We start from the raw sequence: 21,697 nt of genomic DNA, 5'->3' as shown, positions 1-21,697 counted from the left end.
TTCAGATTTTGCGGTGGAGTGAAAGGGTTGGCGTCCCTCAGCCTTAGCTGGCCTATTTCTCTATCGGTCTTCGGTCCGTTTCCGCACCACCCAGGTCGTCATGCAGCGGAAATCCTGCACAATGGTGGTCTTCAGCGGGTCGACAAGCAGGCCATTCATCTGCTCGGTCATACGGAGGAGTGTGGCTTCGTCCACCAGGAACCATTCGGAGCCGTCGCCAATGCGATAGATGTTTTTCCGCACCCGCTCGAAGTCCATCCCAATCCGCGACCCTAATCGGCAAAACAGCAGCCCGCCAGGGCGCAGGACTCTCCACATCTCTGAGACCATCGCCAGAAAATGCTGCTCATCGCGGGCAAAGTGCAGAACCGAGTTGCAGATCACCACGTCGGCGAAGGCATCCGGAAAGTCCATCGCCTCGACCATGCCTACACGGAAGTTCTCTGACTGCAGCTGCGGAGCCAGCTCCCGGGCCAGTGCGCGTACGTGCGCGACGCCCTCTGGATTCGCATCCAGCGCAAAGACCTCGCAGCCCTCGCGCAGCAGATACACCAGGTTTCGGCCATAGCCGCAACCGGCATCGAGCACCCGCATATCGGGCGCAATATTCCCGCGCAGAATCTGGTCGAAGACATAGATGTCGATCTGCCCAAACTGTTCTTGCAAGCTCATCGCCGCGCCCGCCGGCTGCGGTTCAGTCACGAGATCTTGCCCAGCGACTTGCGCTTCAGCCGCTCAATTACATTCGGCGGTACCATGCTGGTCACATCGCCGCCCAGCATAAACACCCCCTTCACCAGCCTCGAGCTCACGTACGTATACCGCTCCCCGGGAATCATGAACAGCGTCTCAATCTCCGGATCAAGCTTGCGGTTCATCATCGCCATCTGCAACTCATATTCGTAATCGGATACTGCACGAATTCCGCGCAACACCGCATTGGCTTTCTGGCTCTTCGCAAAGTTCACCAACAACCCGTCAAAGGTTGTCACCGACACATTCGGCATCTCCGACGTCGCCTCGCGCAGCATCTGCTCGCGCTCCAAAAAGGTAAACAGTGGCTTGCCCTTGCCCCCCTGCTCCGAGTTTCGATGGACGGCAACCACCAGCTCATCCACAATCTTCGACGCGCGCGCAATCAAATCCAGGTGCCCGTTCGTCAGCGGATCGAATGTCCCCGGATAGATAACCTTGGTCTTCTTAGCTCTTTGCATAGCTCCGCCAGAATACGCTGTTCAAGCTTGGGACTCGGGGGGAAACTTACCCCTCGCGCCGCAGATAGTATTCCTGGATGTACTCACGCACACCGTCTTCCAGGCTTGTAAACGGCTTCGTGTAGCCGGCCGCGCGCAGCTTCGCGTCGTTGGCCTGGGTAAAGTATTGGTACTTCCCCTGCAACTGCTCCGGCATCTCGATAAACTCAATCTTCGGTGGCAGGCCCATGGCGTCGAACACCGCGGTTGCGAGGTCAATCCACGTACGCGCCTTGCCTGTCCCGCAGTTCAACAGGCCTCCGGGAGCGTCTGCCGGCTGAAGCGCAAAGTGCAGCGTGACATCCACCGCGTCCTTCACATAAATAAAGTCGCGCATCTGCTCGCCGTCCTTATACTCCGGCCGATAGCTCTTGAAGAGCTTCACCTCGCCCGTCCCGCGAATCTGCTCGTAGCTCTTCGACACCACCGAGCGCATGTCGCCCTTGTGATCCTCGTACGGCCCAAAGACGTTGAAGTACTTAAGCCCCACAATGTTCGAGCCACTCGTCTCGTGCGAACGGTCCGGCGCTGAATTGAACAGGTGGTGCTTGAGCGCCCACAGATCGAACATCTGCTTGGAGTAGCCATACATGTTCAACGGCTTCAGCGTCGGCGTAACGGCGTCCGCGTCATCGTAGCCCTCTGCGCCATCGCCATAAGTAGCCGCACTCGATGCGTACACAAATCGAATCTCATTCGACAGTGCCCAGTTGCACAGAACGCGCGTGTACTGATAGTTGTTGCGCACCAAAAAGTCGGCATCCTTCTCGGTCGTCGCGCTGCACGCGCCAAGATGAATTACCGACCGCGCATTCACGAACGCCCCGTCTTCGATCAACCCGAGAAACTCCTCCGGCGTGACGATGTCCTCATAGCGCAGGCCGACGAGATCTTTCCACTTCTCATCCTTACCCAGCTCATCGACCAGGATGATCTCGTTTTCGCCCCGAGCGTTGAGCTCTGCAACCGTATTGCGTCCAATGAATCCCGCGGCGCCCGTAACAATAATTGGCCTTGCCATCGACAGAATCTCTCCCCTGCACCTTCAGATGCTTCTCTTCGATACTACCTGCGGGACACAGCCACTACCCGCCCGTCCTACCGCGCCTGGCGTATTGTGCGACGTAAAGAGACGGTACGATACCAGTATCGGCACAAAGAAGAATTTCTTGAAGGCGCGTTGGAACTTCGCTGTACTTTACGATTCCCAACAAGCGCCTGACTGCCTCCAGCGTCGGTGGCCGCAATCAGCACTTCGCGCTCTACGCGGCACGCGTTTCGAGGCCATCGGCAGCTACAGGTGCCCGTACTTCTCCAACGCCTCGAGCAGCGGCATCCCTGCAACAATATCCGCGCGCGATCCTGATTCGATCCGCGACCACTCGATGACCTTTGCCGTCACCTCCTCAAGCATGTCGTGCGGAATCACGATCTCCCCGTCGGAATCGCCCACGACAATGTCGCCCGGAGACACGCATAGCCACTCCTCCAGCGTCCCCCGCACCCACACCTTCACCTGCGATCCTGTCACCCGCCACCGTCCCACTCCCTGCACCGGCGTTCGGTAGCGTGCCACGACCGGCATCCCAAAGTCCGCCAGGTACGCCGTATCCCTCACCCCGCCATCCACCACCGCTGCCACACATCCGCGCGCCCGCATCGCACTGGCCAGCAAGTCGCCAAAGCAACAAACGCCCTTGGCACACCTGCTCGCCCACACCGCCACCACGCCTGCCGGCATATTGTCGATCGCCTCCAACTTCGCCCGGTCCCCACCCGTAAACCTCACCGACTCGCCCGTCACGGTGTACGCAGGCCCCGCAAACACGGTCGCCGGGCCAATCGACCGCAGGCAGGTATCGACCACCGGCGGCGTTCTGTGCAGGCTGTCGAATACATCCGCGATCACGGCGGTACCTGCCGTCTTCAACGCTTCCAGGCTGCTTTCCATCGTGTTGTTGTGCATAGGGCTCCTCTATCTTTCGACAACAGAGTACGGCTTGATGGTAATTCTTGCTCGGCGTGCGTGACGAGCGGAAGATTCTTCCCCCCAAACCATGCAAGAAAGTGCAAACTCCGGAAGATATCCACAGCTGAATCAGCAAATTGGGGAGTTTTAGCCAACTGCGGTTTGGCACGCTGTTTGCTTCTTCCTCAAGTACGCAAAGATTTGGCAAGCCGCGTTCGGGCCCAATTTCCCACCAGAGCATCTCGTGGGTCGGCAAGACGAGGCATTACAAGAGCATCCGCTGAGGCTCTTGTTGCAATCTCTGAGCTTTGGATTTTCCGTCGAAGGAGCACTCCCTGGAACGACAGCAACTCCAGGCGCGACTCACGGCACGGGTAACACAGTTGCAGTTGTGATTTTTTTCGATGCGGTGCTTTGATCAAGGCCGCTGCCAGGCAGTAGACGACATCAAGGAATCACCTCACGTTCGATGAAACCCCGGCCCGAAACGGTGTAGCAAAGACGTGCAGTCAGGAACGAAATCAAAGGATGCTCCCAAGGAGAACATAAGAGATGAAATCTTTACGTTGTCTATCTGCGCTAGTGTTTGTCTGCGCCCTGAGCGGTATGGCGAAGGCAGACGACTTCAAGCTTGGCGTACTCGACGCCCCGCCCACACCGTTCAAATACACGGGCAGCCCTCTGACCGAAGGGTTCAGCTCCTGCGGCAAGGGCACGCCACAGGATTACGGCTGCCTAACGATTGAGAACGACACAGGCAAAACGCTCACGAGCCTGATGATCGATATCACGGCAAACAAGTTTACGGTTGCGGATGGAGACGGCGGTTGCCTGTCGCAAAAGGGCATCGACTGCAGTTATACCCCCCTCGACATCAACGGCATCACCGTGTACCAGTTCATCTTCACCAACCTGGACATTCCGACGTATAGCGAATGGTGCACAACCGACACGTTCACAATCGAGGAACAGGGCATCAATCCCAAGAACTTCCCTGATGCCACGGTATCGTCGGTAACCCCGGAGCCGGGTAGCCTCCTGCTTCTCGCTACAGGATTCTTCCTGTTCGCGGGATTCGTCTACCGCAGTCGCATGGGCGCATCCAGTCTGGGCCTCTAAACCGGTCGGGCAGCGTCTCTGCATCGATAACCGTGCGAGAATGAAGGGACCTTACCTAGCGTAAGGTCCCTTCTTCTTTTGCTGCAGCAATCCCCTGTCGGGCGATACAATTCCTCACCGGGAGATGGCGAACGCTATAGAGGATGTGCAGTCGCTGGCGGGCCCTATCCTGAACCTTTGAATTCTTTGACAGGGAGTCGCTATGTGCCGTGGGGCCTGGGCGTTGTTGATCTTGTTGGGATCCGTCTCAGCGGGCGCGCAGACTGCCCCGGCTGCAGGCCAGCCTGTCGGCGCCAGCTCGCTCCCGGCAGCGGGCACATCCAGCGTAACGCTGGGCCTGTCCTCCGCCGAACTCGCCGGCCCCTGGAAGTTTCGCACCGGCGACGACATGGCGTGGGCGCAGACTGACTTCGACGACTCCAACTGGGGCTCCATGGATCTCACTCCCCCGCCCGGCTCAGCGGACGAGAGCATCGGCGTCAGCGGGGATCTGCCCGGCTGGACGGCCACAGGCTATCCCAAGTACTCCGGCTACGCCTGGTATCGTCTGCGGGTGAACGTCGAGGGCGCCAGCCGACGTCTCGCATTGAAGATGCCCGACCAAGTCGACGACGCCTACCAGGTCTTCGTCAATGGCCAGGAAATCGGTTCCTTCGGCTCGTTCAATACCGGCCACGTGACCGCCTACAGCACCCTGCCAGAGGAGTTCCTCCTGCCCAAAGGCATTCGCGGCGGCACCATTACCATCGCCATCCGCGTCTGGATGGACAGCGCCACGATCTTCAGTTTTCCGGATGCGGGCGGTCTGCATGGACCGCCGGTACTGGGGTACGCGTCGGTTATAGAAGTGCTCACACAATTCGATTACGACGAGAACGCCCGTACCCTCATCACCGGCTTTGTCGAATCGATGATCCTGTTCATGGCACTCCTCCTGACCCTCAGTCTCTTCTGGCTTGATCGCGAGGAAAAATCATACTTCTGGCTGGCGCTGGTATGCCTGGTCACGCTCGTCTCCAATACCATTGTGATTTCGGCGAACTTTGCAGCGTGGATTGGACAGGACCTTGCCGTCATCCTGAGGGATGTCATCCTCGCGCCCCTGCGCATCGGCCTGTGGGTCATCTTCTGGGGCTATTGGTTCCGCTTGTGGAGGACTGCCCGGCTGCAATGGCTGGTGTGGTCGGTGGTCGGAATTCTGGTCATCGGCACGGCGATGCTCCGGCCGCCGCTTTATGGGCTGCATGTCCCCACGCACTATGCGAGCGTCATCAATCCCGTCCTGCTGATTGCGAAGCTTTACCTCGGTGTATTGCTCTTTTTCATCACCTACCGCGGTCTCACCCGGCAAAAAACAGGCGGCTGGATGGCCGCGACGGCAGTCATCCTCGTATTCGTCGCGAACTATCAGCACGAAATGCGGCTCATCCACGTCCTCAGGCCCTTTACCGTCTTCTCTGTTTTGGGTCTTGAGATATCTCTGGGCACGGCCGCAACCGTGATCTCGCTGCTCATGATCACTGTCCTGCTGCTCATCCGCTACTTCAATACCCAGAAATTGAAGGAGCAATGGAAGCTCGAAATTCAGCAGGCCCAGCAGGTCCAGCAGATCCTTATCCCCAACAAGCTGCCGCAAATTCCTGGTCTAACCATCGACAGTGCGTATCGTCCCGCTCGTGAAGTCGGTGGCGACTTCTTCCAGGTACATCCCGGCGACGTGCCAGGATCGGCAATCATCATTGTGGGCGACGTTACAGGCAAAGGAATGCAGGCCGGCATGCTGGTGGCCACGATTGTCGGCGCCCTGCGCGGCGCAGCCCTGCACACTCAGGATCCTGTGCAGATGATGCATGATGTCAACGTTCAGCTATGTGAGCGCCAGCATTCCAGCGCCACCTGCCAGATTGTTTACATCGATCCGCTTGGCAACGCCACACTCGCCAACGCCGGCCAGCTCCCGCCCTACCTCAACGGCGAAGAGATGGAGATGGAGGGCGCTCTACCGCTCGGTACAATTCCCGACGCAGAGCACTCGGTCACAACCTTCACCCTGCATCCGGGCGACTCACTCATCCTCATGTCCGACGGTATCGTCGAGGCGCAGGACGTCCACGGCAACCTCTTCGGCTTCGACCGAATCAGCGCACTCCTGCAAAAGACAACGACCGCAGAAGATATCGCCACGGCGGCTCAGAACTTCGGGCAGGAAGATGACATTCTAGTGCTTCAGGTGCGGCGCAACGCAGCGTAATTCCAACCCGCTGCCTTGCGCCGCAACCGTCTGGATCTCTTACGCGAACGACGACACGGCTGAAGCCTCGTCATCCCTGACGTCAAACACCGTGACCAGCTTGGTAATCACAAGCAGATCGCGAACCTTGCTGGTCAGGTTGAGCAGTTTCAGCTCGCCTCCGGCATTCTTCACTGCCGTATACGCGCTTACCAGCTCGCCGAGCCCGGAGCTGTCGATGTAATTGACCTCGCCCAGGTTCAGCACAATCTTCTTGGACCCATCGGCCAGCAGCTTCCGAACTTCCTCACGCAGGGTGACTCCACCTTCACCCAGGGTGATCTTCCCGCTCAAATCAACAATGGTTACCCCGCTCACATTCCGGGTCGCTAACGTCATGCTCATGCCTCTAACTCCTTCTTCGCTCGATATTTGGTCATCTCTGGCTCAGTGTCGGGGTCTAACTGGTGAAAGTGTACCTCATCTATAACCGCCCGCATCGTTCACCACAAGGCTCATCCCTCAAGATTTTCGTTGCTGGACGTTGCCGGACTGCTACTCTACTCTGGCAGACGGGCCAAAGAGTCTTCTCAACGCCATGTATCGCAAGGCGATGAGGGAGGGTGGCGTTGAGCAATAAAGCGACCGGAAGCGGCGAAAAAACGACAGGCAGCGGGCGAGCCAGCAGCAGCAGTATCGAGCTGCGACTTCCCTCGCGTCTGGGCTACGAGAAGGTAGCGATGAATACCGCGGCCAGCGTGGCGCGCCTGATGGGCTTTAGTGAAGAGCGCGTCGACGACCTCAAGACTGCCGTGGCCGAGGCCTGCATCAACGCCATGGAGCATGGCAATAAGCTGGATGAGGCGCTCAGCGTTGGCGTGATTCTGTCGATGGACGCCAACTCGCTCGAGGTCAAAGTTACCGACAATGGCAAAGGTCCGCAGAGCAAGACCGACGCCCCTGATATCGACAAAAAGATGCTGGGTGAAGAAGACGCTCGCGGCATGGGGATGTTCCTCATTCAGGCCCTGGTGGACGAGGCCGAGTGGGTCAGTTCCCCGCCCGCTGGCAGCTACGCCCGCATGGTCATTCATCTCAGCAACCCGCAGGTCTAGCATTACCCTCTAGAATGATCTGGACAACGATCTAGATAGTGGAGACAGCATGCCGGAATTGGTTACCCGCGTTACCGTCGAAGAACTCCCTGCCGCTACCGGCGACCCCATCACCGTACTGCGCTTCTCGGGCGACATTACCAGCGCTTCGCAACCGGCCGTGATGGGCACCTACGAAGGTCTGCCCGACACCGTGAAACGCATCCTTTTAGATTTTTCAAAGGTGGAATACCTGAACTCGAGCGGCATCGCGCTGGTCATCCAGATGATGATCGCCGCCAGCAAGAAAGGCCAGAAGATCCACTCCTTCGGCCTCAGCCCTCACTTCAAAAAAGTCTTCACCATGGTCGGCATCACCAAGTACACCACCCTGCATGAAGATGAGGCCACCGCCTGCGCCGCGTTTGAATAAGCCCGTCTACTTGATCAGGCTCGTCCAGTCCAGCACGACCTTGCCTGTCTGGCCCGAGATCATCGCGTCGAACCCTTTCTGAAAGTCGCTGTACGCGAACCGGTGCGTAATCACCGGCTCAATGTCGACGCCACTCTCCAGCATTACCGACATCTTGTACCAGGTCTCGTACATCTCACGGCCATAGATACCCTTGATCGTGAGCATGTTGAAGATCACATCGCGCCAGTTCATCGGCGCCTCCTTCGCAGGAATTCCGAGGATCGCAATCTTCCCGCCATGCGCCATGTTCGCGATCATGTCGCGCAGCGCCTGCGCGTTCCCCGACATCTCCAATCCCACATCGAAACCTTCCTGCATGCCAAGCTGTTTCTGCACTTCGGCAAGCGAAGTCTCCGCAGCATTCACAGCCAGGGTCGCGCCCATCTTCTTGGCCAACTCAAGCCGATACGGATTCATATCCGTAATCACAATGTGCCGCGCCCCCGCATGTTTTGCCACAGGAATGGCCATGATCCCGATCGGCCCCGCACCAGTGATCAGGACATCCTCACCGAGCAGCGGGAACGAGAGCGCCGTATGCACGGCATTGCCAAAGGGATCGAAGATCGCGGCCACCTCCTGGTTGATCTTCGGATCATGCCGCCAGATATTGGTCATCGGCAGCGAGATAAACTCCGCGAACGCGCCCGGCCGATTCACCCCAACGCCCAGCGTATGCGCGCACAGATGGCGCCGGCCTGCAAGGCAATTCCGGCAGCGCCCGCAAGTCACATGCCCCTCGCCGCTCACAATGTCGCCGGGATAAAAATCATTTACATTCGATCCCACTGCAACAATCTCGCCAACAAACTCATGCCCAATCGCCATCGGCACCGGGATGGTTTTTTGCGCCCACTCGTCCCACTGATAGATATGCACGTCAGTCCCACAGATGCCGGTATAGCGCACGCGAATCAGCACATCGTTGATCCCGATCTCCGGAACAGGAACATCCTCCAGCCACAACCCCTGCTCCGCTTTGCTCTTCACCAATGCCTTCATCGTCTCTACCTTTTCTCGTGCATGCGCCCGCACACATCGCGACGTCCATGATATCCCGCTGCCCAGTGCATTGCCCCGAATCCCCCAATCGCCTACACTGAAGATCGTGCCCAAAAGTGGGCGGATAGCTCAGTTGGTTAGAGCGCCTGCCTTACAAGCAGGATGTCGGGGGTTCGAGTCCCTCTCTGCCCACCACTTACTTGGTCATCACGAATTTACGAACAACGCTCGGCATCATCTCTGCCCCCGCGTTTCGCACCTCCCCACAACTCCCATCGAAGCTCATACGATGCCCGCGCGCCTAATCCTCAACGCAGACGACTTCGGCCTCACCCTCGGCATCAATCGCGCCATCGCCGAGCTGCACTCCGCCGGCGCTCTCACCTCCGCCACCCTCATGGCCAATGGCCCGGCATTCGACGACGCCATCCGCATCGCCCATGCGCAGCCCACGCTCGGCATCGGCTGCCACATCGTCCTCACCGACGGCATCCCGCTCTCGCCTCCCGAAACCATCCCCACACTCCTCGGCCACGACCGCCGATCCTTCCGCGCATCCCTAACCGACTTCTTCGCGGCCGTCCTGATCGGAAAAGTTTCGGCAGCCGACATCGCGCGCGAAGCTCTCGCGCAAATTACCCGCATCCAGCAGCAGGGCATCTCCCTCACTCACGTCGACACCCACAAACACACCCACATCCTCCCGCGCGTCGCTCGCCCACTCCTCGACGTTGCTGAGCGAGCCGGTATCCCCGCCATCCGCAACCCCTTCGAACCTCGCTGGAGCATCGCTCTGGGCAAGAGCCGAATCCTACGCCGCCTCCAACTGCGCAGCCTCCGCTTTCTGCAGCCGCGCTTCCTCGCTCTGCCCCAGATTCGCAGCGGCCGCGTCGTCACCACCAACGGCACGCTCGGGATTTCAGCCACCGGCCATCTCAACTCCATCACGCTCCGCGCAATCCTCGACGCCATGCCCAGCGGCATTTGGGAGCTAGTCTGCCATCCCGGCTACAACGATCGCGACCTCGACGCGGTCACCACCCGCCTCCGCGCCACCCGCGACATCGAACGCGCCGCCCTGCTCGTCGCATTCTTTCAAACTTCACAACAACAATCGCATCCTCCGAATCCTCCGCTCCCGCAACTCATCAACTACAGAGACGCAGCACAGCTCACGGCAGCGAACAGGTAGCCCACGAAGATTGGCTCGGAAAAGGTTATAGCGGAATCATATGAAGATTGGCATCACGTGTTATCCAACGTACGGCGGCTCCGGCGTTGTCGCCACCGAGCTCGGGATCGAGCTCGCCGCGCGCGGCCATGAGATCCACTTCATCACCTACTCGCAGCCCTTCCGCCTCGCCGGCCGCGAAGCCAATATCCGCTACCACGAGGTCCCGGTCTCCAACTATCCGCTATTCGAGTACCCTCCCTACGACCTCGCCCTCGCCACTCGCATGGCCGAGGTCGCTGAGCTTCACTCGCTCGACCTGCTTCACGTCCACTACGCAATCCCGCACTCGGTGAGCGCACTGCTCGCCCGCCAGATGCTGGCCACCCGCGGTCGTCACCTCCCCTTCATTACCACACTCCACGGCACCGACATCACCCTCGTCGGCCTCGACCGTTCTTACCTTCCCATCACAAAATTTGGGATCAACGAGTCCGACGGCGTCACCGCCATCTCCTCCCACCTGCGCGAGCGCACCCGCGAAAACCTCGGCATCACGCGCGAGATCGAAGTCATCCGCAACTTCGTCAACTGCGACTTCTACGTTCGCAATCCCGAACTGGTCGCGCAGCAGCGTCCGCGCTTCGCCAAGCCCGGCGAAAGCCTCCTCGTGCACCTCTCGAATTTCCGTCCCGTGAAACGCGTGCTCGACGTCATCGAAACCTTTGCCCGCGTCTCCCGCGCCCTGCCCGCCCGACTGCTCATGATCGGCGACGGCCCTGAGCGCTCTGCAGCCGAGTTCCTGGCCATGCGCCTCGGCATCGGCGACCGCGTCGACTTCGTCGGCAAGCAGGAGAACGTCAACGAGCTCCTCGCGCTCTCCGACCTCATGCTGATGCCCTCCGAGATGGAGTCCTTCGGGCTGGCCGCGCTCGAAGCCATGGCCTGCCGCGTGCCCGCCATCGCAACGCGCGTAGGCGGCGTGCCCGAGTTAATCGAAGATGGCGTCAACGGCCTTCTCTACGAAATTGGTGATGTCGAAGGCATGGCCGCTGGCGCGATCTCGATCCTCAGCGACCCGGCGCTGCTAGAGCGGTTGTCCACCGCCTCCCGCCGCACCGCGCAGGACCACTTCTGCGCCTCCCGCATCATCCCGCTATACGAGCAATACTACGAGCGCATCCTCGCCCAGGATCCTCGCTAATCCAAGCCGACCCCAAGGTTATCTATTAACATCCGGGTTAACTGCAGGGATGCGTTGCCGCAAGTTCCTCACCACATCCCTCGCGCCGCGCCTACTCTTTTTAACTAGGTGCATCTGCCCTTTTTAAAGAGGTTGGATCGGCACCGCAGCTCTCCAGGAGAAGATCCTCAATGAAGTTGAAGATGAAGTTCTCCCTTCCCCTCGCCGCCTCCGTCCTGATAGTTACGGGCGCTCCGCTGATGGCTCAGACGACCGGCACCTCGCATCCCGAAGAGATGGACGACACCCACCAACTCGCACCGGACGCATCGGAATCACACTACGTTGCACCGTCGCACGCAACCCCTACAGCGACCGTCACCGTAACGACCACTGCACCCGCGACGCCGGTCCTCATCCAGCGCAATCCGCCTGTGCAGACTGCCTCAGTCACCACCATGGCCGCGGTTAGCGATCCCGACGGCCGGATCGTCACTGAAGTTCCCGTTGGTCCCAACGAGCTGCCCATCGGCACCCGTTTGAATGGCACGTTGCAGCAACCAATCTCCACCAAGACCACGCAGCAAGGCTCGCGATTCACCGCGACCCTCACCGCCGAAGTCAGCCGGAACGGCGTCGTTCTTCTACCTGCAGGCAGCATTGTCTACGGCCGCATCACACGCATTCACGGCGGCCGTCGCATCAGCGGCCCCTCCGCCATTCGCCTCCGGCCTGATTCCGTCAGCCTGCCCGACGGCACCGTCTATCCCATCCTCGCCGAAGTCACAGACCTCGATCACTACGCCAACTCCCACGTCAACAATGAAGGCACGATCGTCGGCAACTCGCATCCCGGCCAAACGGCTGCTGCCATCGGCCTCACCACCGCCTCAGCCGTCGTTGTAGGAGCCGTAGTCGGTGGAGGTGTAGGAGCCGTGGTTGGCCTGGGCGTAGGCGCCGGAGCCGCAACCGTCTGGTGGCTCAGGCACGACCGCCAGCAGGAACTGCCCATCGGCACATCGATTGTTTTCACCCTCAACACCCCTCTGCAACTAGCTCCAACTGCACACTAGTTCCCCTCCCCCTCCACCTCAAAACTGAAGGCCCTCGGAACACCGAGGGCCTTTGCCTTATCTTTCCCTACACCTTATTCCGTGTCTTCACCCCATCACCTGCGAGAGCAATCGCTTCCAGTTCTTCTGGTTCCGTTTAAAGCTCTTCTTCAGGTCTTCGAGGATTCGCTGAAAATCAGGATTCTCGAGCATACCTCTCCACGCCGGATTGATGCTGAACCACGGATAGTTTTCATTCCCCAGGTAGATCGCGCGTCGCAGCCAATGCAGCGCTTCGGACGAGTCGCCTTCCACCGCGAAGTACGTGGCCAGACGGTACGCCATCTCACTATCGGCCTCGGCCGCAGCGAGCGTCTCTTCCAACACAAACTCCGCAGCCCGCTTGCGATCGCCGAGCTGCACATAGCACATCGCAATCGTCGGAAACACAATCCGCAGCGTTGAATCGTCGCGCGTCACTTGCTCCAGCGTCTCAATCGCCTTCTCCAACTGCCCCTCTCGCATCTGCTGATAGCCCTTCGAGATCCTCAGCAGCGGCTGCTTCGGCTCCAGCGTCAGGCCCTTCTCAATCTCATCGCCCGCCAGCTCCAGCTGGTTCTGGTACTGATACACCCGCGCGCGATGGTTATAGATCATCGCAGCATTCGACGGGTTCAGCCGCAGCGACATATTGAACTGGTTCAGCGCCTCCTCATACAAACCATCGATCCGCAGTGTGAGTCCGGCTACCAGGTGCACATTCCAGTCATTGCCCGCGGTCTGCAGCAGCCGCTCAATCCCATGCCGCGCGCTCTCTTTTTCACCACGACTCAGCAGCATGTACACGCGATACAAATTCGCTTCCACCGAAGACGGATCGCGCTCCAGCGCCTTATCAAACGATCGCCGCGCCTCCAGCACATGCATCTGTCCACCCAGCCCATGCCGTGCATATTGCAGCTGCGTAATCCCCAGTCCCGACCATCCCGGCGAGTAATCGGGATCTCGCTTCACCACGCGCTCAAACAGCTCACGCGCACGATCCAATTCATCCCTGCTCCCCGTCCGCGACATGAACGAACTCAGCAGCGCCCTCGCCTGCAGATACTCCTCCGACACCGCCGCGCCCAACGACGCCACACTCGTCGGCCCAGGCGCGCCCATCTGCAGCCCGCCAAATCCATGCAGCTCGGCAAACACCTCATCGCAGATCTCGGTCTGCACCGCAATCAAATCAAAACTCGCCACGCTGATCGCACCGCCGGTACGCACGCTCTGTCCACCCACATCCAGCAGCTGCCAGTTCAGATCAAACCCCTTGTCCGAGCGCAGAAAGCTTCCAGCCAGCACGAAGTCCACCATCAGCTTCCGCCCCACGCTCAGCGGATCCAGCTGCCGCGTCGGCACATCCATTAGCGCGCTCGACGGCCGCACCACCAGCGAAGGCACCTTAGCCAGCCGCGCCGCCAAAGCATCGGCGAGGGCGTATCCATAAAACTGCCGCGAGTCGCTCGACTCCAAATTCACAAACGGCAGCACCACGATATTCGGCCCCTTCGACACGGTGCTCGCCGTACTGTCCCGAAACCGCTCCGCCAGCATCGACAGAATGCCCGTAGTCCGCTTCTCCTCTTCCGGCCGATCCATATCCAGCCGTTGCTGCATCGCCATATTAATGGCGCCTTCGCCCGGCATCAGCATCGAGTCCAGCTGCAGCGACTTCACAATCGTCTTCAACCCCTCGCGCAGCTCCGCAGCCGACGCATACCGCTCCGACGGCTGCTTCTCCAGGCAGCGCAGAATCACGCTCTCCAGCTCCACCGGAAGGTCCGGCACAATCTCCCGCAGCGCCGGCGGCTCCGCATACTGAATCGCCCGAATGCTGTGCACCTCGAGCGCGTCCGGCCGATGGAATGGATGCCGCCCGCTGACCATCTCGTACAAGATCAGCCCCAGCGCAAAAATGTCACTCTGTACGCTCGACTGCCCGGTGACAAACTGCTCGGGAGCCATGTACGCAATCGTTCCTCCGCGCGCTGTGTAGGTCGCTCCAGCAAACGCAGGTGTCACCGGCTGCGTGGTCTGCGACGGATCGAAGTCCACGTTGTCGCGCTTCAACTGCCGCGCCAAACCGAAGTCCAGAATCTTGATCAGCCCGCCGTCGGTGAGCATAACGTTCGCCGGCTTCAAATCCCGGTGAAAGATCCCCAGCGTATGCGCGGCCGACAGACCATCGGCCATCTGCATGCCGCTCGAAAGCACCAGCTGCACGCTCGCCGGCCCCTCCGCAATCACCTTGTCCAGGCTCTTCCCCGGAACATATTGCATGACGATGTACGCCTCGTCGTCCTCTTCGCCTACTTCATAGATAGCGCAGACGTTAGGGTGGTCGATGGCGCTGGCCAGCCGCGCCTCGCGCAGCTGCGTCGCCCGCACCTGTTCTGGCGTTTGCGAGCCCCGCTTGAGCAGCTTGAGCACCACCGGCCGCTGCAGCAGCGTGTCGTTGGCCAGAAACACCACGCCGCTTCCACCTGAGCCGATCTTGCGCAAAAACTCATATTGTCGAATGACGCGGCGAGCCATTCGTCCATTATCTCAGCTACCCATTGGCCACCCCCTGTTAAGAAAACGTTTCGACGCATTACCCGTTCTCTCTGACTGAATCGCGCATCTGCCTGATTAATCCCCTTTTATTCTTTGGGCAGCCTTTTCTCACGATCTTGCATCAGAATTCGGTTATGCACTGAAAGACGCCGAGAACCTGCGGCAAAGGCTGAAAACTACCGCTCCACTAACCCGGACAACAAGGCCTAAGAAACACATGCCACACACTCTGCTGCTCATCGACGATAACGCCATCCAGGCCGCGACCCGTCAGACCATTCTCAAGCGAGCCGGCTACTTCGTCATCGCCGTCCTCAGCCCCGAGCGCGCCCTCGAGCAGCTCCGACACAACGACTACCCGGACACCATCGAGCTCGTAATCACCGACCACATCATGCCCGGCATGAACGGCGCCGAGTTCGTCACTCGCCTGCGCGAGTTTGCCCCCGAGGTCCCAGTCCTCGTCATCAGCGGCCTCGCAGAAGCCGAGGACGAGTACTCCGCCCTGGGCGTCGACTTCCGTATGAAACCCCTCCTTCCTCAGAACCTCATCGCCACAGTGCAAACGCTGATCGAATCCCGCACCTCCGCGCGAATTTGAATCTGCCGCCGGCCCGCACGGCTCCCTGCACCCCCACCTCCAGTTTGTGACGTCAGTCACGAACTTTCTTTCCGTCGACCCCTATCCTGTCTCTGGACCTGCGCGTCCTGACCCTGCACCTGCTACGCGCGTGGCCCATCTCTGCGGGAAGTTCTGAGAGAATAGTTATTGAAGGAAGTGCACAAACATGCCCCATCCCATGCCATTCTTTGGCAGCGTCTCCCTCCTCCTGGCACTCGGGCTAGCGGTGTATACCCTTCTTGCCGGAACGCTCTCGCTCTGGGCCATCGCTCACGGACGAGCCCTGGCCGTCGCTCCGGAACGCATCCGTGAGACCGCCCGCCGCGCCGGCATCGCCAGCTTCATCGCCGTAACCGCCGCCGCCTTCGCCCTGATCTGGGCCTTTGCCACGAACGACTTTTCAGTCGACTACGTCCTCCACCACAGCAGCATCGCACTCCCCTGGTACTGGAAGTTTTCCTCCATCTGGGCCGGGCAGGAAGGCTCGCTGCTACTTTGGGCATGGCTGCTCGCCGGCTACGGCTTCGTCCTTCGCATCCGCCACAAGAGCGACATCACGCTCCACGCCTACGCCTCCACCATCCTCGCCGGCGTGCAGATCTTTTTCCTGCTGCTGATCAACTTCGTCGCTCTGCCCTTCGCCATCGTTCCCGGAGGCATTGGCCCCGCGGATGGCTTCGGTCTCAATCCGCTGCTTCAGTATGCGGAGATGATGATCCATCCGCCGATGCTGTACCTCGGCTACGTAGGCTTCTCGGTTCCATTTGCATTTGCTCTAGGTGCCCTGATGATGCGCTACCCGGGTGAGAAGTGGATCGCCATCACCCGCCGCTGGACCATGGTTGCGTGGCTATTCCTCACCTGCGGCATCATCCTCGGCATGCACTGGGCCTATGCCGTGCTCGGCTGGGGCGGCTACTGGGGTTGGGACCCGGTCGAGAACGCCTCGCTCATGCCCTGGCTTACCGGCACGGCCTTCCTTCACTCGGTCATGATGCAGGAGAAACGCGGCATGATGAAGGGCTGGAACGTCTGGCTCATCTTCACCACCTTCATCCTCACCATCCTCGGAACCTTGCTTACCCGCTCCGGTCTGGTCGCCTCCGTGCACGCCTTTGCGGAGAGCGATATCGGTACCTGGTTTGTCTGGTTCCTCGTGCTCGTGCTCGGCGTCTGCCTCTTCACCTATCTGTACAACCGGGATCACCTGAAGAACGAGAATCACCTCGAGTCCCTCGTCTCGCGCGAGAGCTCGTTCCTCTTCAACAACCTCGTCCTGCTCGCCGCCTGCTTCACCGTTCTGTGGGGAACACTCTTCCCCGTGCTCTCCGAGTTCGTTCAGGGTTCGAAGGTCACCATGGGCGCGCCCTTCTACAACCGCGTCGCCGTGCCCATCGGCATTTTCCTTCTCTTCCTCACCGGCGTCGGTCCGCTGCTCGCCTGGCGCTCCACCTCGCTGCGCGCTATCCGCCGCAACTTCGTGCTTCCCTGCATCGCGATCATTGTCACGACGCTCGTGCTGATCATCGCAGGCGTACGTCCCTGGTCTGCGGATACCCAGGCAGCCGGCGATGTCGGCTCCAGCATCTATGCGCTGGTCTGCATCGCGCTCGGCGTCGGCGTCATCACTGCGATCGCTGCGGAGTTTCTCCGCGGCGCCAACGTCGTCCACACCCAGACCGGCAAGAACCTGTTCGAATCCACCATCCTTCTTACCCGCCGCAACACCCGCCGCTACGGCGGCTACCTGATTCACTTCGGCGTGGTCGTCATGTTCATCGGCCTGGCCGGCTCCGCCTTCAACCAGTCCCGCGAAGCCGAGATGAGCTTTGGCGACTCCATGAACGTGGGCGGCTACAAAGTCGTATGCCAGAGCTACTCCGAAGACTCCAACGCGAACTACGATTCGCAGTTTGCGCTGCTCGACGTCTATCACAACGGCAAGCTGATCACGCGCCTCGCGCCCGAGCGTCGCGTGTACTTCGTCAACACCGACCACGCCCAGCCCTCCACCATCGTCGCTATCCATTCGTCCCTTGAGAACGACCTCTACGTAGTCTTCGAAGGCACCAACCCCGACAACCAAAAGCCCATCATCAAGTTCTTCATCAATCCGCTGGTCAACTGGATCTGGGTAGGCGTCGTCATCGTGATCTTCGGCACCTTCATCGCGCTGGTTCCTCCGCTCAAACCCTCCACGCGCCGCGTAGAAGTCCCCGCAAACTTTCTCTCTCCGGCCGCACCACCCTTAGGATCCGTCATCTCGACCGGAGCGCAGCGCAGTGGAGAGACCCCTGTATTCCGCTCGGGATCGTCGGCGCCAGCCAGCCCTGGAGCTCCCCATGTATAAGCGCGCCCTGCAACTTGTTCTCATCGTCTTCGTAGCCTTCACCATGCTCGGCGCAAGCTCTCCCTCGGCACGCTTCGGCCGCCTAGGCCACGACCTCATGTGCACCTGCGGCTGCAGCCAGATCCTGCTCGAGTGCAACCACGTAGGCTGCCCCAACTCCACCGGCGAGATCGCCGACCTGCACGCCCAACTCGACGCCGGCGGCACCGACGCGCAGGTCTTCAAGTTCTTCACCGTCAAGTACGGCCCGATAGCCCTCGCCGAACCCGTGCGCGGCGGCTTCGACACGGTAGCCTGGATCGGCCCATTCGCCTTCCTTCTGTTCGGCATCATCCTGATCCTGTTGCTGCTGCGTCTCTGGAAAAAGCGCCACGACCGCCTCACGCCCGTCGCCTTGCCCGCAACCCCGGACGCCGACGCCCTCCGCAACCGCATCCGCGACGAAACCAACTATGGCGAATAGAGGCGCCGAGTAACTTTTCCCCTACACTCTACCCTCTATCCTCTACACTCTTGCTGTATGACCCGCCTCGAACTACTCACGATCGTTGTAGGCCGTGCGCGCGGCAACGGCTTCGAGTTCCGCCGCTGGTACACCAGCCGCCTGGGCATCCCCTGGATCAGCGCCGAGGCTGCCCTGAAGTTGCTCGACCAGCAGCGCCGCTACTACGCGCTCCTTTTCTCCCATGAGTTCGCCAACGCCTTCTGGAAGGCCGGCGAAGAGATCACCTTCAGCGTTCCCTCCCAAAGTTTCCAGCGCCCCATGCCCGACGGCTCCCTCAAGACCGTCCAGCGCAAGGGCTTCATGCGCCGTTCGGCCCGCCGCGACGCCTGGAAGTATCATCTGCGCGAGATGGCGCTGGCCGAAGAGCCGCTCCGCTACCTACGCAAATATCTCAACGTAGAAGAAGACCTCACCGACGACCTCGCCGCCGCCACCGCCGACGACGAAGCCCCAATCGCCCCCAAGCCTCGCCGCACCAGGGCCCCGAAACCACCCGCTCCACCCGCACCGGCAAAGCACGGCCGTACCAAGCCGCTCCCCCGCCCACTCCCCACAGGAATCCCGGCCTTCCTAAACCGCCCCTTCAAATAAGCCGGCCGAATCTCAGCTGAGCAAGCGCAACCTCAGCCGCCCGAAGTCATCTCCTTGAGCGCCTTCTCCGCAGCCTTCTTCGTCTTCGGCACCGGATCCAGCGTGAGGCACTTCTTGTAGTGCATCATCGCCTCATCCAGCTTCCCCAGCCGCCGAGCCGCGTCTGCCAGCGCCAAATGAGCCTCGGCATCATCGTCCGCCAGCGCAACTGCATCTGTCGCGCGCTCGTACATTCCTCGGAAGTTGCCATCATCGCGATAGAACGACGCCACCCTCAGGTCCTCAGCCTCGCGCTGATCCGTCGTCTGATGAAAATCAATCCCCTTCTTCGCCCGCGCCGCTCGCCGAGCCTCCGCAGCCTTTGCTGCCGGATCCGTATCGGCATCATCCCCTAACGGCCCCGCCGTCGGATCACGCTCAGGCGGACCACTGCTGCTCGAACCCGAACTGCTGCTGGAGCTATTCCCCGAACTCCCCGAATCCTTCAACGGCCCACTCCCCGGAGCCCCCGCAGAATCCTCTCCCGGAAACGGAAACTTCGAGGCCGCCCCACCTCCCGGCGTCCCCGCAGCCGGACTTCCCGTACTCGAACTCCCAGTCCCACCCTGCTGCGTGCCCGGAGCCGTCGGCGCATTCCCCGGCGCCGCCGAGCTATCACCCGGGAACGGGAAACTCTTCGCCGGGTTCGCATCGCCTGCAGCCGGAGTCTGTCCCGGAGCCTGCGTCTGTGTCTGCCCATTCGCAGGCGTTGTCGGAGCCTTCTTATCCGCTGGATCCTGGCAGTTCGGCCAGAACACTGTCTTCCCACTCTCGTCCGTAAACGTGCATCCACCCTGCTGCTGCGCGTGCAATCCCTGCGCCGCCAGCATCACGCCAACGCCGACGCTCACCAACCCCAATTTCCTCAACCCGCGCATCCACTCCATACCCCTATTAGACGACACCCAGCCCCGCCGCGATAGCCCCATCTCCCCTAACCACTACCTCTATCCTTTATCCCCTGCCCTTCTTGCTATACTCCACCCCATGCCGCCTCGCTCCGCCACCACTCCCCGCCTGCTCATCCGTTCCTCGTCCATCCACGCTGCCGGCTGCTACACCCTCGACCCCATCCCACGCGGCCGCCGCGTTCTCGAGTACGGTGGCGCACGCATCTCCAAAGACCTCGCCGACGAGCGCTACGCCGACCGCCCGGTCACCTACCTCTTCGGCTTCGGCGACAAAGGCGACGTCATCGACGGCTTTGGCACCGCCATGTTCCTCAACCACTCCTGCGCCCCCAACTGCCAGACCGAAGAGTCGGGCGGCCGCGTCTACATCCGCGCCATTCGCGACATCGCCGCCAACGAGGAACTCGTCTACGAGTACAACCTCTACGACTCCGACGAGGACAACGCCGACTGCTACTGCGGCGCCCCCCAGTGCCGCGGCACCATGTTCTCTGAAGAAGAAGTCAAACGCCAGGCGCGCAGAAAAGCTCGCAAGCTGGCTCGAGCCTCACTATAAGCCAGCAGCTTTGTGCGAAAAAGCAAACGACCCAACCCGAGTCCCCTCGCGTTGGGTCGTTCGCATAACGTTAGAGTCTCGCACTACCGCAACAGCCTAGCGGTAGTAGCAGTGACGATGACCGTGATGGTACGTGCAGACCCGGTGGTGATGATAGTGGTGCGGATGTCCGACCACGACCACAGCCTGCGCACTCGCTACAGGAACGAGGGGCGATACCAGGCAAACGAAACCGAAAATTCCAAGCGCGAGCTTCTTCATAATGGCAGGATACCCTTCTTTCTTCCTACTATTGTGCAAACCGAATCGTAATTCTCCGCTTGTACCAGATCAGGTATCAAACGAATCGTCACTGGTTCGATCTAGAAGTTCTAACCCGGCAATCACCGATTAGTTGCAATGACGATGATGGTGGCTGTACCAGCAGTGATGGTGATGATGGTGGTGGTCATACTGCGCGCTCGCTGACGGAACCATCGTTGCGAGGAACGAAAGAGCAAGAACTCCAAGCGCAAGCTTCTTCATGAGATCAGACCTCTCCTTCTGTGAGTCTTAACAAATGCAAAATCAACCATCCTGATTCAACAATCAACCCAACTCAAGTCGCCTTGAATTGGGTCAGAATTACACAGCCGGAGCAGCCCAACTAGTTGCAATGACGATGGTGATGGCTGTACCAGCAATGATGATGGTGGTGATACGGATGACCAACGGCAACGACAACCTGGGCGCTCGCCGCAGGTACCAGCGGAGCGAGGAACATCAGAGCGAGAAATCCAAGACTAAGTTTCTTCATAACTACTCGGATGCCCAATGGGTGTGTCAGGTTGTGGTGCCACGCTGCTCAATTATTTATGTGTGTGCAAGACAGATCACAAAAAATAAGATCGGCAAGGCAACCCCTCGAACGCCGCCGACAAACATCTCTGCAAACCGCTCCACACCCTCGGGCGCTACAATCAATTTCGTCA

The 21,697-nt window shown here is 60.0% G+C and carries 23 protein-coding genes and 1 tRNA gene; 14 read left to right on the top strand and 10 right to left on the bottom strand.

Annotated features, from left to right (window positions below; translation table 11 throughout):
- Positions 1–60: 60 nt before the first annotated feature.
- From GSQ80_RS11060 to GSQ80_RS11045, 4 genes are all read right to left on the bottom strand, one after another.
- A complete protein-coding gene (locus GSQ80_RS11060) occupies positions 61–702 on the bottom strand; it encodes a bifunctional 2-polyprenyl-6-hydroxyphenol methylase/3-demethylubiquinol 3-O-methyltransferase UbiG (RefSeq protein ID WP_254059583.1) in 642 nt (213 codons plus the stop codon).
- A complete protein-coding gene (gene coaD, locus GSQ80_RS11055; protein WP_158787697.1) occupies positions 699–1,214 on the bottom strand; it encodes a pantetheine-phosphate adenylyltransferase in 516 nt (171 codons plus the stop codon). The genes GSQ80_RS11060 and coaD overlap by 4 nt, the downstream gene beginning before the upstream one ends.
- A 46-nt stretch (positions 1,215–1,260) precedes the next feature.
- Positions 1,261–2,274: an ADP-glyceromanno-heptose 6-epimerase gene (rfaD, locus tag GSQ80_RS11050; protein ID WP_158787696.1), complete on the bottom strand. Its 1,014-nt coding sequence runs from the start codon at positions 2,272–2,274 to the stop codon at positions 1,261–1,263.
- A gap of 273 nt (positions 2,275–2,547) precedes the next feature.
- Entirely contained in the window at positions 2,548–3,219 is a 672-nt protein-coding gene (locus GSQ80_RS11045; protein WP_158787695.1) for an RraA family protein, read from the bottom strand.
- Positions 3,220–3,774: 555 nt separating this feature from the next.
- Between GSQ80_RS11045 and GSQ80_RS11040 the strand changes: the two genes are divergently transcribed.
- On the top strand, positions 3,775–4,341 hold the full coding sequence (locus GSQ80_RS11040; protein ID WP_158787694.1) for a PEP-CTERM sorting domain-containing protein: 567 nt from the start codon (positions 3,775–3,777) through the stop codon (positions 4,339–4,341).
- Positions 4,342–4,543: 202 nt separating this feature from the next.
- Positions 4,544–6,592, top strand: coding sequence for a PP2C family protein-serine/threonine phosphatase (locus tag GSQ80_RS11035; RefSeq protein ID WP_158787693.1), 2,049 nt, complete (start codon positions 4,544–4,546; stop codon positions 6,590–6,592).
- Positions 6,593–6,631: 39 nt separating this feature from the next.
- On the opposite strand, the gene GSQ80_RS11030 is transcribed toward GSQ80_RS11035, so the two are convergent.
- Entirely contained in the window at positions 6,632–6,976 is a 345-nt protein-coding gene (locus GSQ80_RS11030; protein WP_158787692.1) for an STAS domain-containing protein, read from the bottom strand.
- A 224-nt stretch (positions 6,977–7,200) separates the two neighbouring features.
- Between GSQ80_RS11030 and GSQ80_RS11025 the strand changes: the two genes are divergently transcribed.
- Together GSQ80_RS11025 and GSQ80_RS11020 are read left to right on the top strand one after the other, a co-directional pair.
- Positions 7,201–7,686: an ATP-binding protein gene (locus GSQ80_RS11025; RefSeq protein WP_254059582.1), complete on the top strand. Its 486-nt coding sequence runs from the start codon at positions 7,201–7,203 to the stop codon at positions 7,684–7,686.
- 49 nt (positions 7,687–7,735) lie between these two features.
- Positions 7,736–8,098 carry an STAS domain-containing protein gene (locus GSQ80_RS11020; RefSeq protein ID WP_158787691.1) on the top strand — a complete coding sequence of 121 codons (363 nt, stop codon included), beginning with the start codon at positions 7,736–7,738 and terminating at the stop codon, positions 8,096–8,098.
- A 6-nt stretch (positions 8,099–8,104) separates the two neighbouring features.
- On the opposite strand, the gene tdh is transcribed toward GSQ80_RS11020, so the two are convergent.
- A complete protein-coding gene (gene tdh, locus GSQ80_RS11015) occupies positions 8,105–9,142 on the bottom strand; it encodes an L-threonine 3-dehydrogenase (RefSeq protein WP_158787690.1) in 1,038 nt (345 codons plus the stop codon).
- 118 nt (positions 9,143–9,260) lie between these two features.
- Here tdh and GSQ80_RS11010 point away from each other — a divergent pair.
- From GSQ80_RS11010 to GSQ80_RS10995, 4 genes are all read left to right on the top strand, one after another.
- Positions 9,261–9,337, top strand: a tRNA-Val gene (locus GSQ80_RS11010).
- A 94-nt stretch (positions 9,338–9,431) separates the two neighbouring features.
- Positions 9,432–10,334, top strand: a complete 903-nt coding sequence (locus GSQ80_RS11005; protein ID WP_158787689.1) for a ChbG/HpnK family deacetylase — start codon at positions 9,432–9,434, stop codon at positions 10,332–10,334.
- A gap of 40 nt (positions 10,335–10,374) precedes the next feature.
- Entirely contained in the window at positions 10,375–11,517 is a 1,143-nt protein-coding gene (gene bshA / locus GSQ80_RS11000) for an N-acetyl-alpha-D-glucosaminyl L-malate synthase BshA (RefSeq protein ID WP_158787688.1), read from the top strand.
- A 170-nt stretch (positions 11,518–11,687) separates the two neighbouring features.
- Positions 11,688–12,569: a hypothetical protein gene (locus GSQ80_RS10995; RefSeq protein ID WP_158787687.1), complete on the top strand. Its 882-nt coding sequence runs from the start codon at positions 11,688–11,690 to the stop codon at positions 12,567–12,569.
- An 87-nt stretch (positions 12,570–12,656) separates the two neighbouring features.
- Here the strand turns inward: GSQ80_RS10995 and GSQ80_RS10990 are convergent, their stop codons facing one another.
- Positions 12,657–15,131 (bottom strand): serine/threonine-protein kinase, encoded by a 2,475-nt coding sequence (locus GSQ80_RS10990; protein WP_158787686.1) that lies wholly within the window; start codon positions 15,129–15,131, stop codon positions 12,657–12,659.
- Positions 15,132–15,369: 238 nt separating this feature from the next.
- Between GSQ80_RS10990 and GSQ80_RS10985 the strand changes: the two genes are divergently transcribed.
- From GSQ80_RS10985 to GSQ80_RS10970, 4 genes are all read left to right on the top strand, one after another.
- Entirely contained in the window at positions 15,370–15,753 is a 384-nt protein-coding gene (locus GSQ80_RS10985) for a response regulator (protein ID WP_158787685.1), read from the top strand.
- 187 nt (positions 15,754–15,940) lie between these two features.
- Positions 15,941–18,124 (top strand): heme lyase CcmF/NrfE family subunit, encoded by a 2,184-nt coding sequence (locus GSQ80_RS10980; protein WP_254059581.1) that lies wholly within the window; start codon positions 15,941–15,943, stop codon positions 18,122–18,124.
- The gene (locus tag GSQ80_RS10975; RefSeq protein ID WP_158787684.1) at positions 18,117–18,587 is read left to right on the top strand and encodes a cytochrome c-type biogenesis protein CcmH; all 471 of its coding nucleotides are present in this window, start codon (positions 18,117–18,119) and stop codon (positions 18,585–18,587) included. The genes GSQ80_RS10980 and GSQ80_RS10975 overlap by 8 nt, the downstream gene beginning before the upstream one ends.
- 57 nt (positions 18,588–18,644) lie before the next feature.
- Entirely contained in the window at positions 18,645–19,220 is a 576-nt protein-coding gene (locus GSQ80_RS10970; protein ID WP_216850278.1) for a hypothetical protein, read from the top strand.
- Positions 19,221–19,252: 32 nt separating this feature from the next.
- On the opposite strand, the gene GSQ80_RS10965 is transcribed toward GSQ80_RS10970, so the two are convergent.
- The gene (locus GSQ80_RS10965) at positions 19,253–20,164 is read right to left on the bottom strand and encodes a tetratricopeptide repeat protein (protein ID WP_158787683.1); all 912 of its coding nucleotides are present in this window, start codon (positions 20,162–20,164) and stop codon (positions 19,253–19,255) included.
- A gap of 82 nt (positions 20,165–20,246) precedes the next feature.
- On the opposite strand from GSQ80_RS10965, the gene GSQ80_RS10960 reads away from it, so the two are divergent.
- Positions 20,247–20,726 (top strand): SET domain-containing protein, encoded by a 480-nt coding sequence (locus GSQ80_RS10960; RefSeq protein ID WP_158787682.1) that lies wholly within the window; start codon positions 20,247–20,249, stop codon positions 20,724–20,726.
- Positions 20,727–20,843: 117 nt separating this feature from the next.
- On the top strand, positions 20,844–21,038 hold the full coding sequence (locus tag GSQ80_RS10955; protein ID WP_158787681.1) for a hypothetical protein: 195 nt from the start codon (positions 20,844–20,846) through the stop codon (positions 21,036–21,038).
- 78 nt (positions 21,039–21,116) lie between these two features.
- Here the strand turns inward: GSQ80_RS10955 and GSQ80_RS23650 are convergent, their stop codons facing one another.
- Both GSQ80_RS23650 and GSQ80_RS10950 read right to left on the bottom strand, forming a co-directional pair.
- Positions 21,117–21,251, bottom strand: coding sequence for a hypothetical protein (locus GSQ80_RS23650; RefSeq protein WP_256369891.1), 135 nt, complete (start codon positions 21,249–21,251; stop codon positions 21,117–21,119).
- 121 nt (positions 21,252–21,372) lie between these two features.
- On the bottom strand, positions 21,373–21,522 hold the full coding sequence (locus GSQ80_RS10950) for a hypothetical protein (protein ID WP_158787680.1): 150 nt from the start codon (positions 21,520–21,522) through the stop codon (positions 21,373–21,375).
- Between the last annotated feature and the right edge of the window lie 175 nt (positions 21,523–21,697).

Origin of the sequence: Granulicella sp. L46 (assembly GCF_009765785.1) — a bacterium.
In the GTDB taxonomy this organism is placed as follows: Bacteria; Acidobacteriota; Terriglobia; order Terriglobales; family Acidobacteriaceae; genus Granulicella.
Note: the sequence above shows the minus strand (reverse complement) of the source record. Positions and strands in the feature narration are given on the sequence as shown.

Coding starts and splice junctions, on each gene's coding strand:
- coaD (WP_158787697.1), bottom strand. CDS start 1,214: ATGCAAAGAGCTAAGAAGACCAAGGTTATCTATCCGGGGACATTCGAT.
- rfaD (WP_158787696.1), bottom strand. CDS start 2,274: ATGGCAAGGCCAATTATTGTTACGGGCGCCGCGGGATTCATTGGACGC.
- GSQ80_RS11045 (WP_158787695.1), bottom strand. CDS start 3,219: ATGCACAACAACACGATGGAAAGCAGCCTGGAAGCGTTGAAGACGGCA.
- GSQ80_RS11040 (WP_158787694.1), top strand. CDS start 3,775: ATGAAATCTTTACGTTGTCTATCTGCGCTAGTGTTTGTCTGCGCCCTG.
- GSQ80_RS11035 (WP_158787693.1), top strand. CDS start 4,544: ATGTGCCGTGGGGCCTGGGCGTTGTTGATCTTGTTGGGATCCGTCTCA.
- GSQ80_RS11030 (WP_158787692.1), bottom strand. CDS start 6,976: ATGAGCATGACGTTAGCGACCCGGAATGTGAGCGGGGTAACCATTGTT.
- GSQ80_RS11020 (WP_158787691.1), top strand. CDS start 7,736: ATGCCGGAATTGGTTACCCGCGTTACCGTCGAAGAACTCCCTGCCGCT.
- tdh (WP_158787690.1), bottom strand. CDS start 9,142: ATGAAGGCATTGGTGAAGAGCAAAGCGGAGCAGGGGTTGTGGCTGGAG.
- GSQ80_RS11005 (WP_158787689.1), top strand. CDS start 9,432: ATGCCCGCGCGCCTAATCCTCAACGCAGACGACTTCGGCCTCACCCTC.
- bshA (WP_158787688.1), top strand. CDS start 10,375: ATGAAGATTGGCATCACGTGTTATCCAACGTACGGCGGCTCCGGCGTT.
- GSQ80_RS10995 (WP_158787687.1), top strand. CDS start 11,688: ATGAAGTTGAAGATGAAGTTCTCCCTTCCCCTCGCCGCCTCCGTCCTG.
- GSQ80_RS10990 (WP_158787686.1), bottom strand. CDS start 15,131: ATGGCTCGCCGCGTCATTCGACAATATGAGTTTTTGCGCAAGATCGGC.
- GSQ80_RS10985 (WP_158787685.1), top strand. CDS start 15,370: ATGCCACACACTCTGCTGCTCATCGACGATAACGCCATCCAGGCCGCG.
- GSQ80_RS10980 (WP_254059581.1), top strand. CDS start 15,941: ATGCCCCATCCCATGCCATTCTTTGGCAGCGTCTCCCTCCTCCTGGCA.
- GSQ80_RS10975 (WP_158787684.1), top strand. CDS start 18,117: ATGTATAAGCGCGCCCTGCAACTTGTTCTCATCGTCTTCGTAGCCTTC.
- GSQ80_RS10970 (WP_216850278.1), top strand. CDS start 18,645: ATGACCCGCCTCGAACTACTCACGATCGTTGTAGGCCGTGCGCGCGGC.
- GSQ80_RS10960 (WP_158787682.1), top strand. CDS start 20,247: ATGCCGCCTCGCTCCGCCACCACTCCCCGCCTGCTCATCCGTTCCTCG.
- GSQ80_RS10955 (WP_158787681.1), top strand. CDS start 20,844: ATGACCGTGATGGTACGTGCAGACCCGGTGGTGATGATAGTGGTGCGG.
- GSQ80_RS23650 (WP_256369891.1), bottom strand. CDS start 21,251: ATGAAGAAGCTTGCGCTTGGAGTTCTTGCTCTTTCGTTCCTCGCAACG.
- GSQ80_RS10950 (WP_158787680.1), bottom strand. CDS start 21,522: ATGAAGAAACTTAGTCTTGGATTTCTCGCTCTGATGTTCCTCGCTCCG.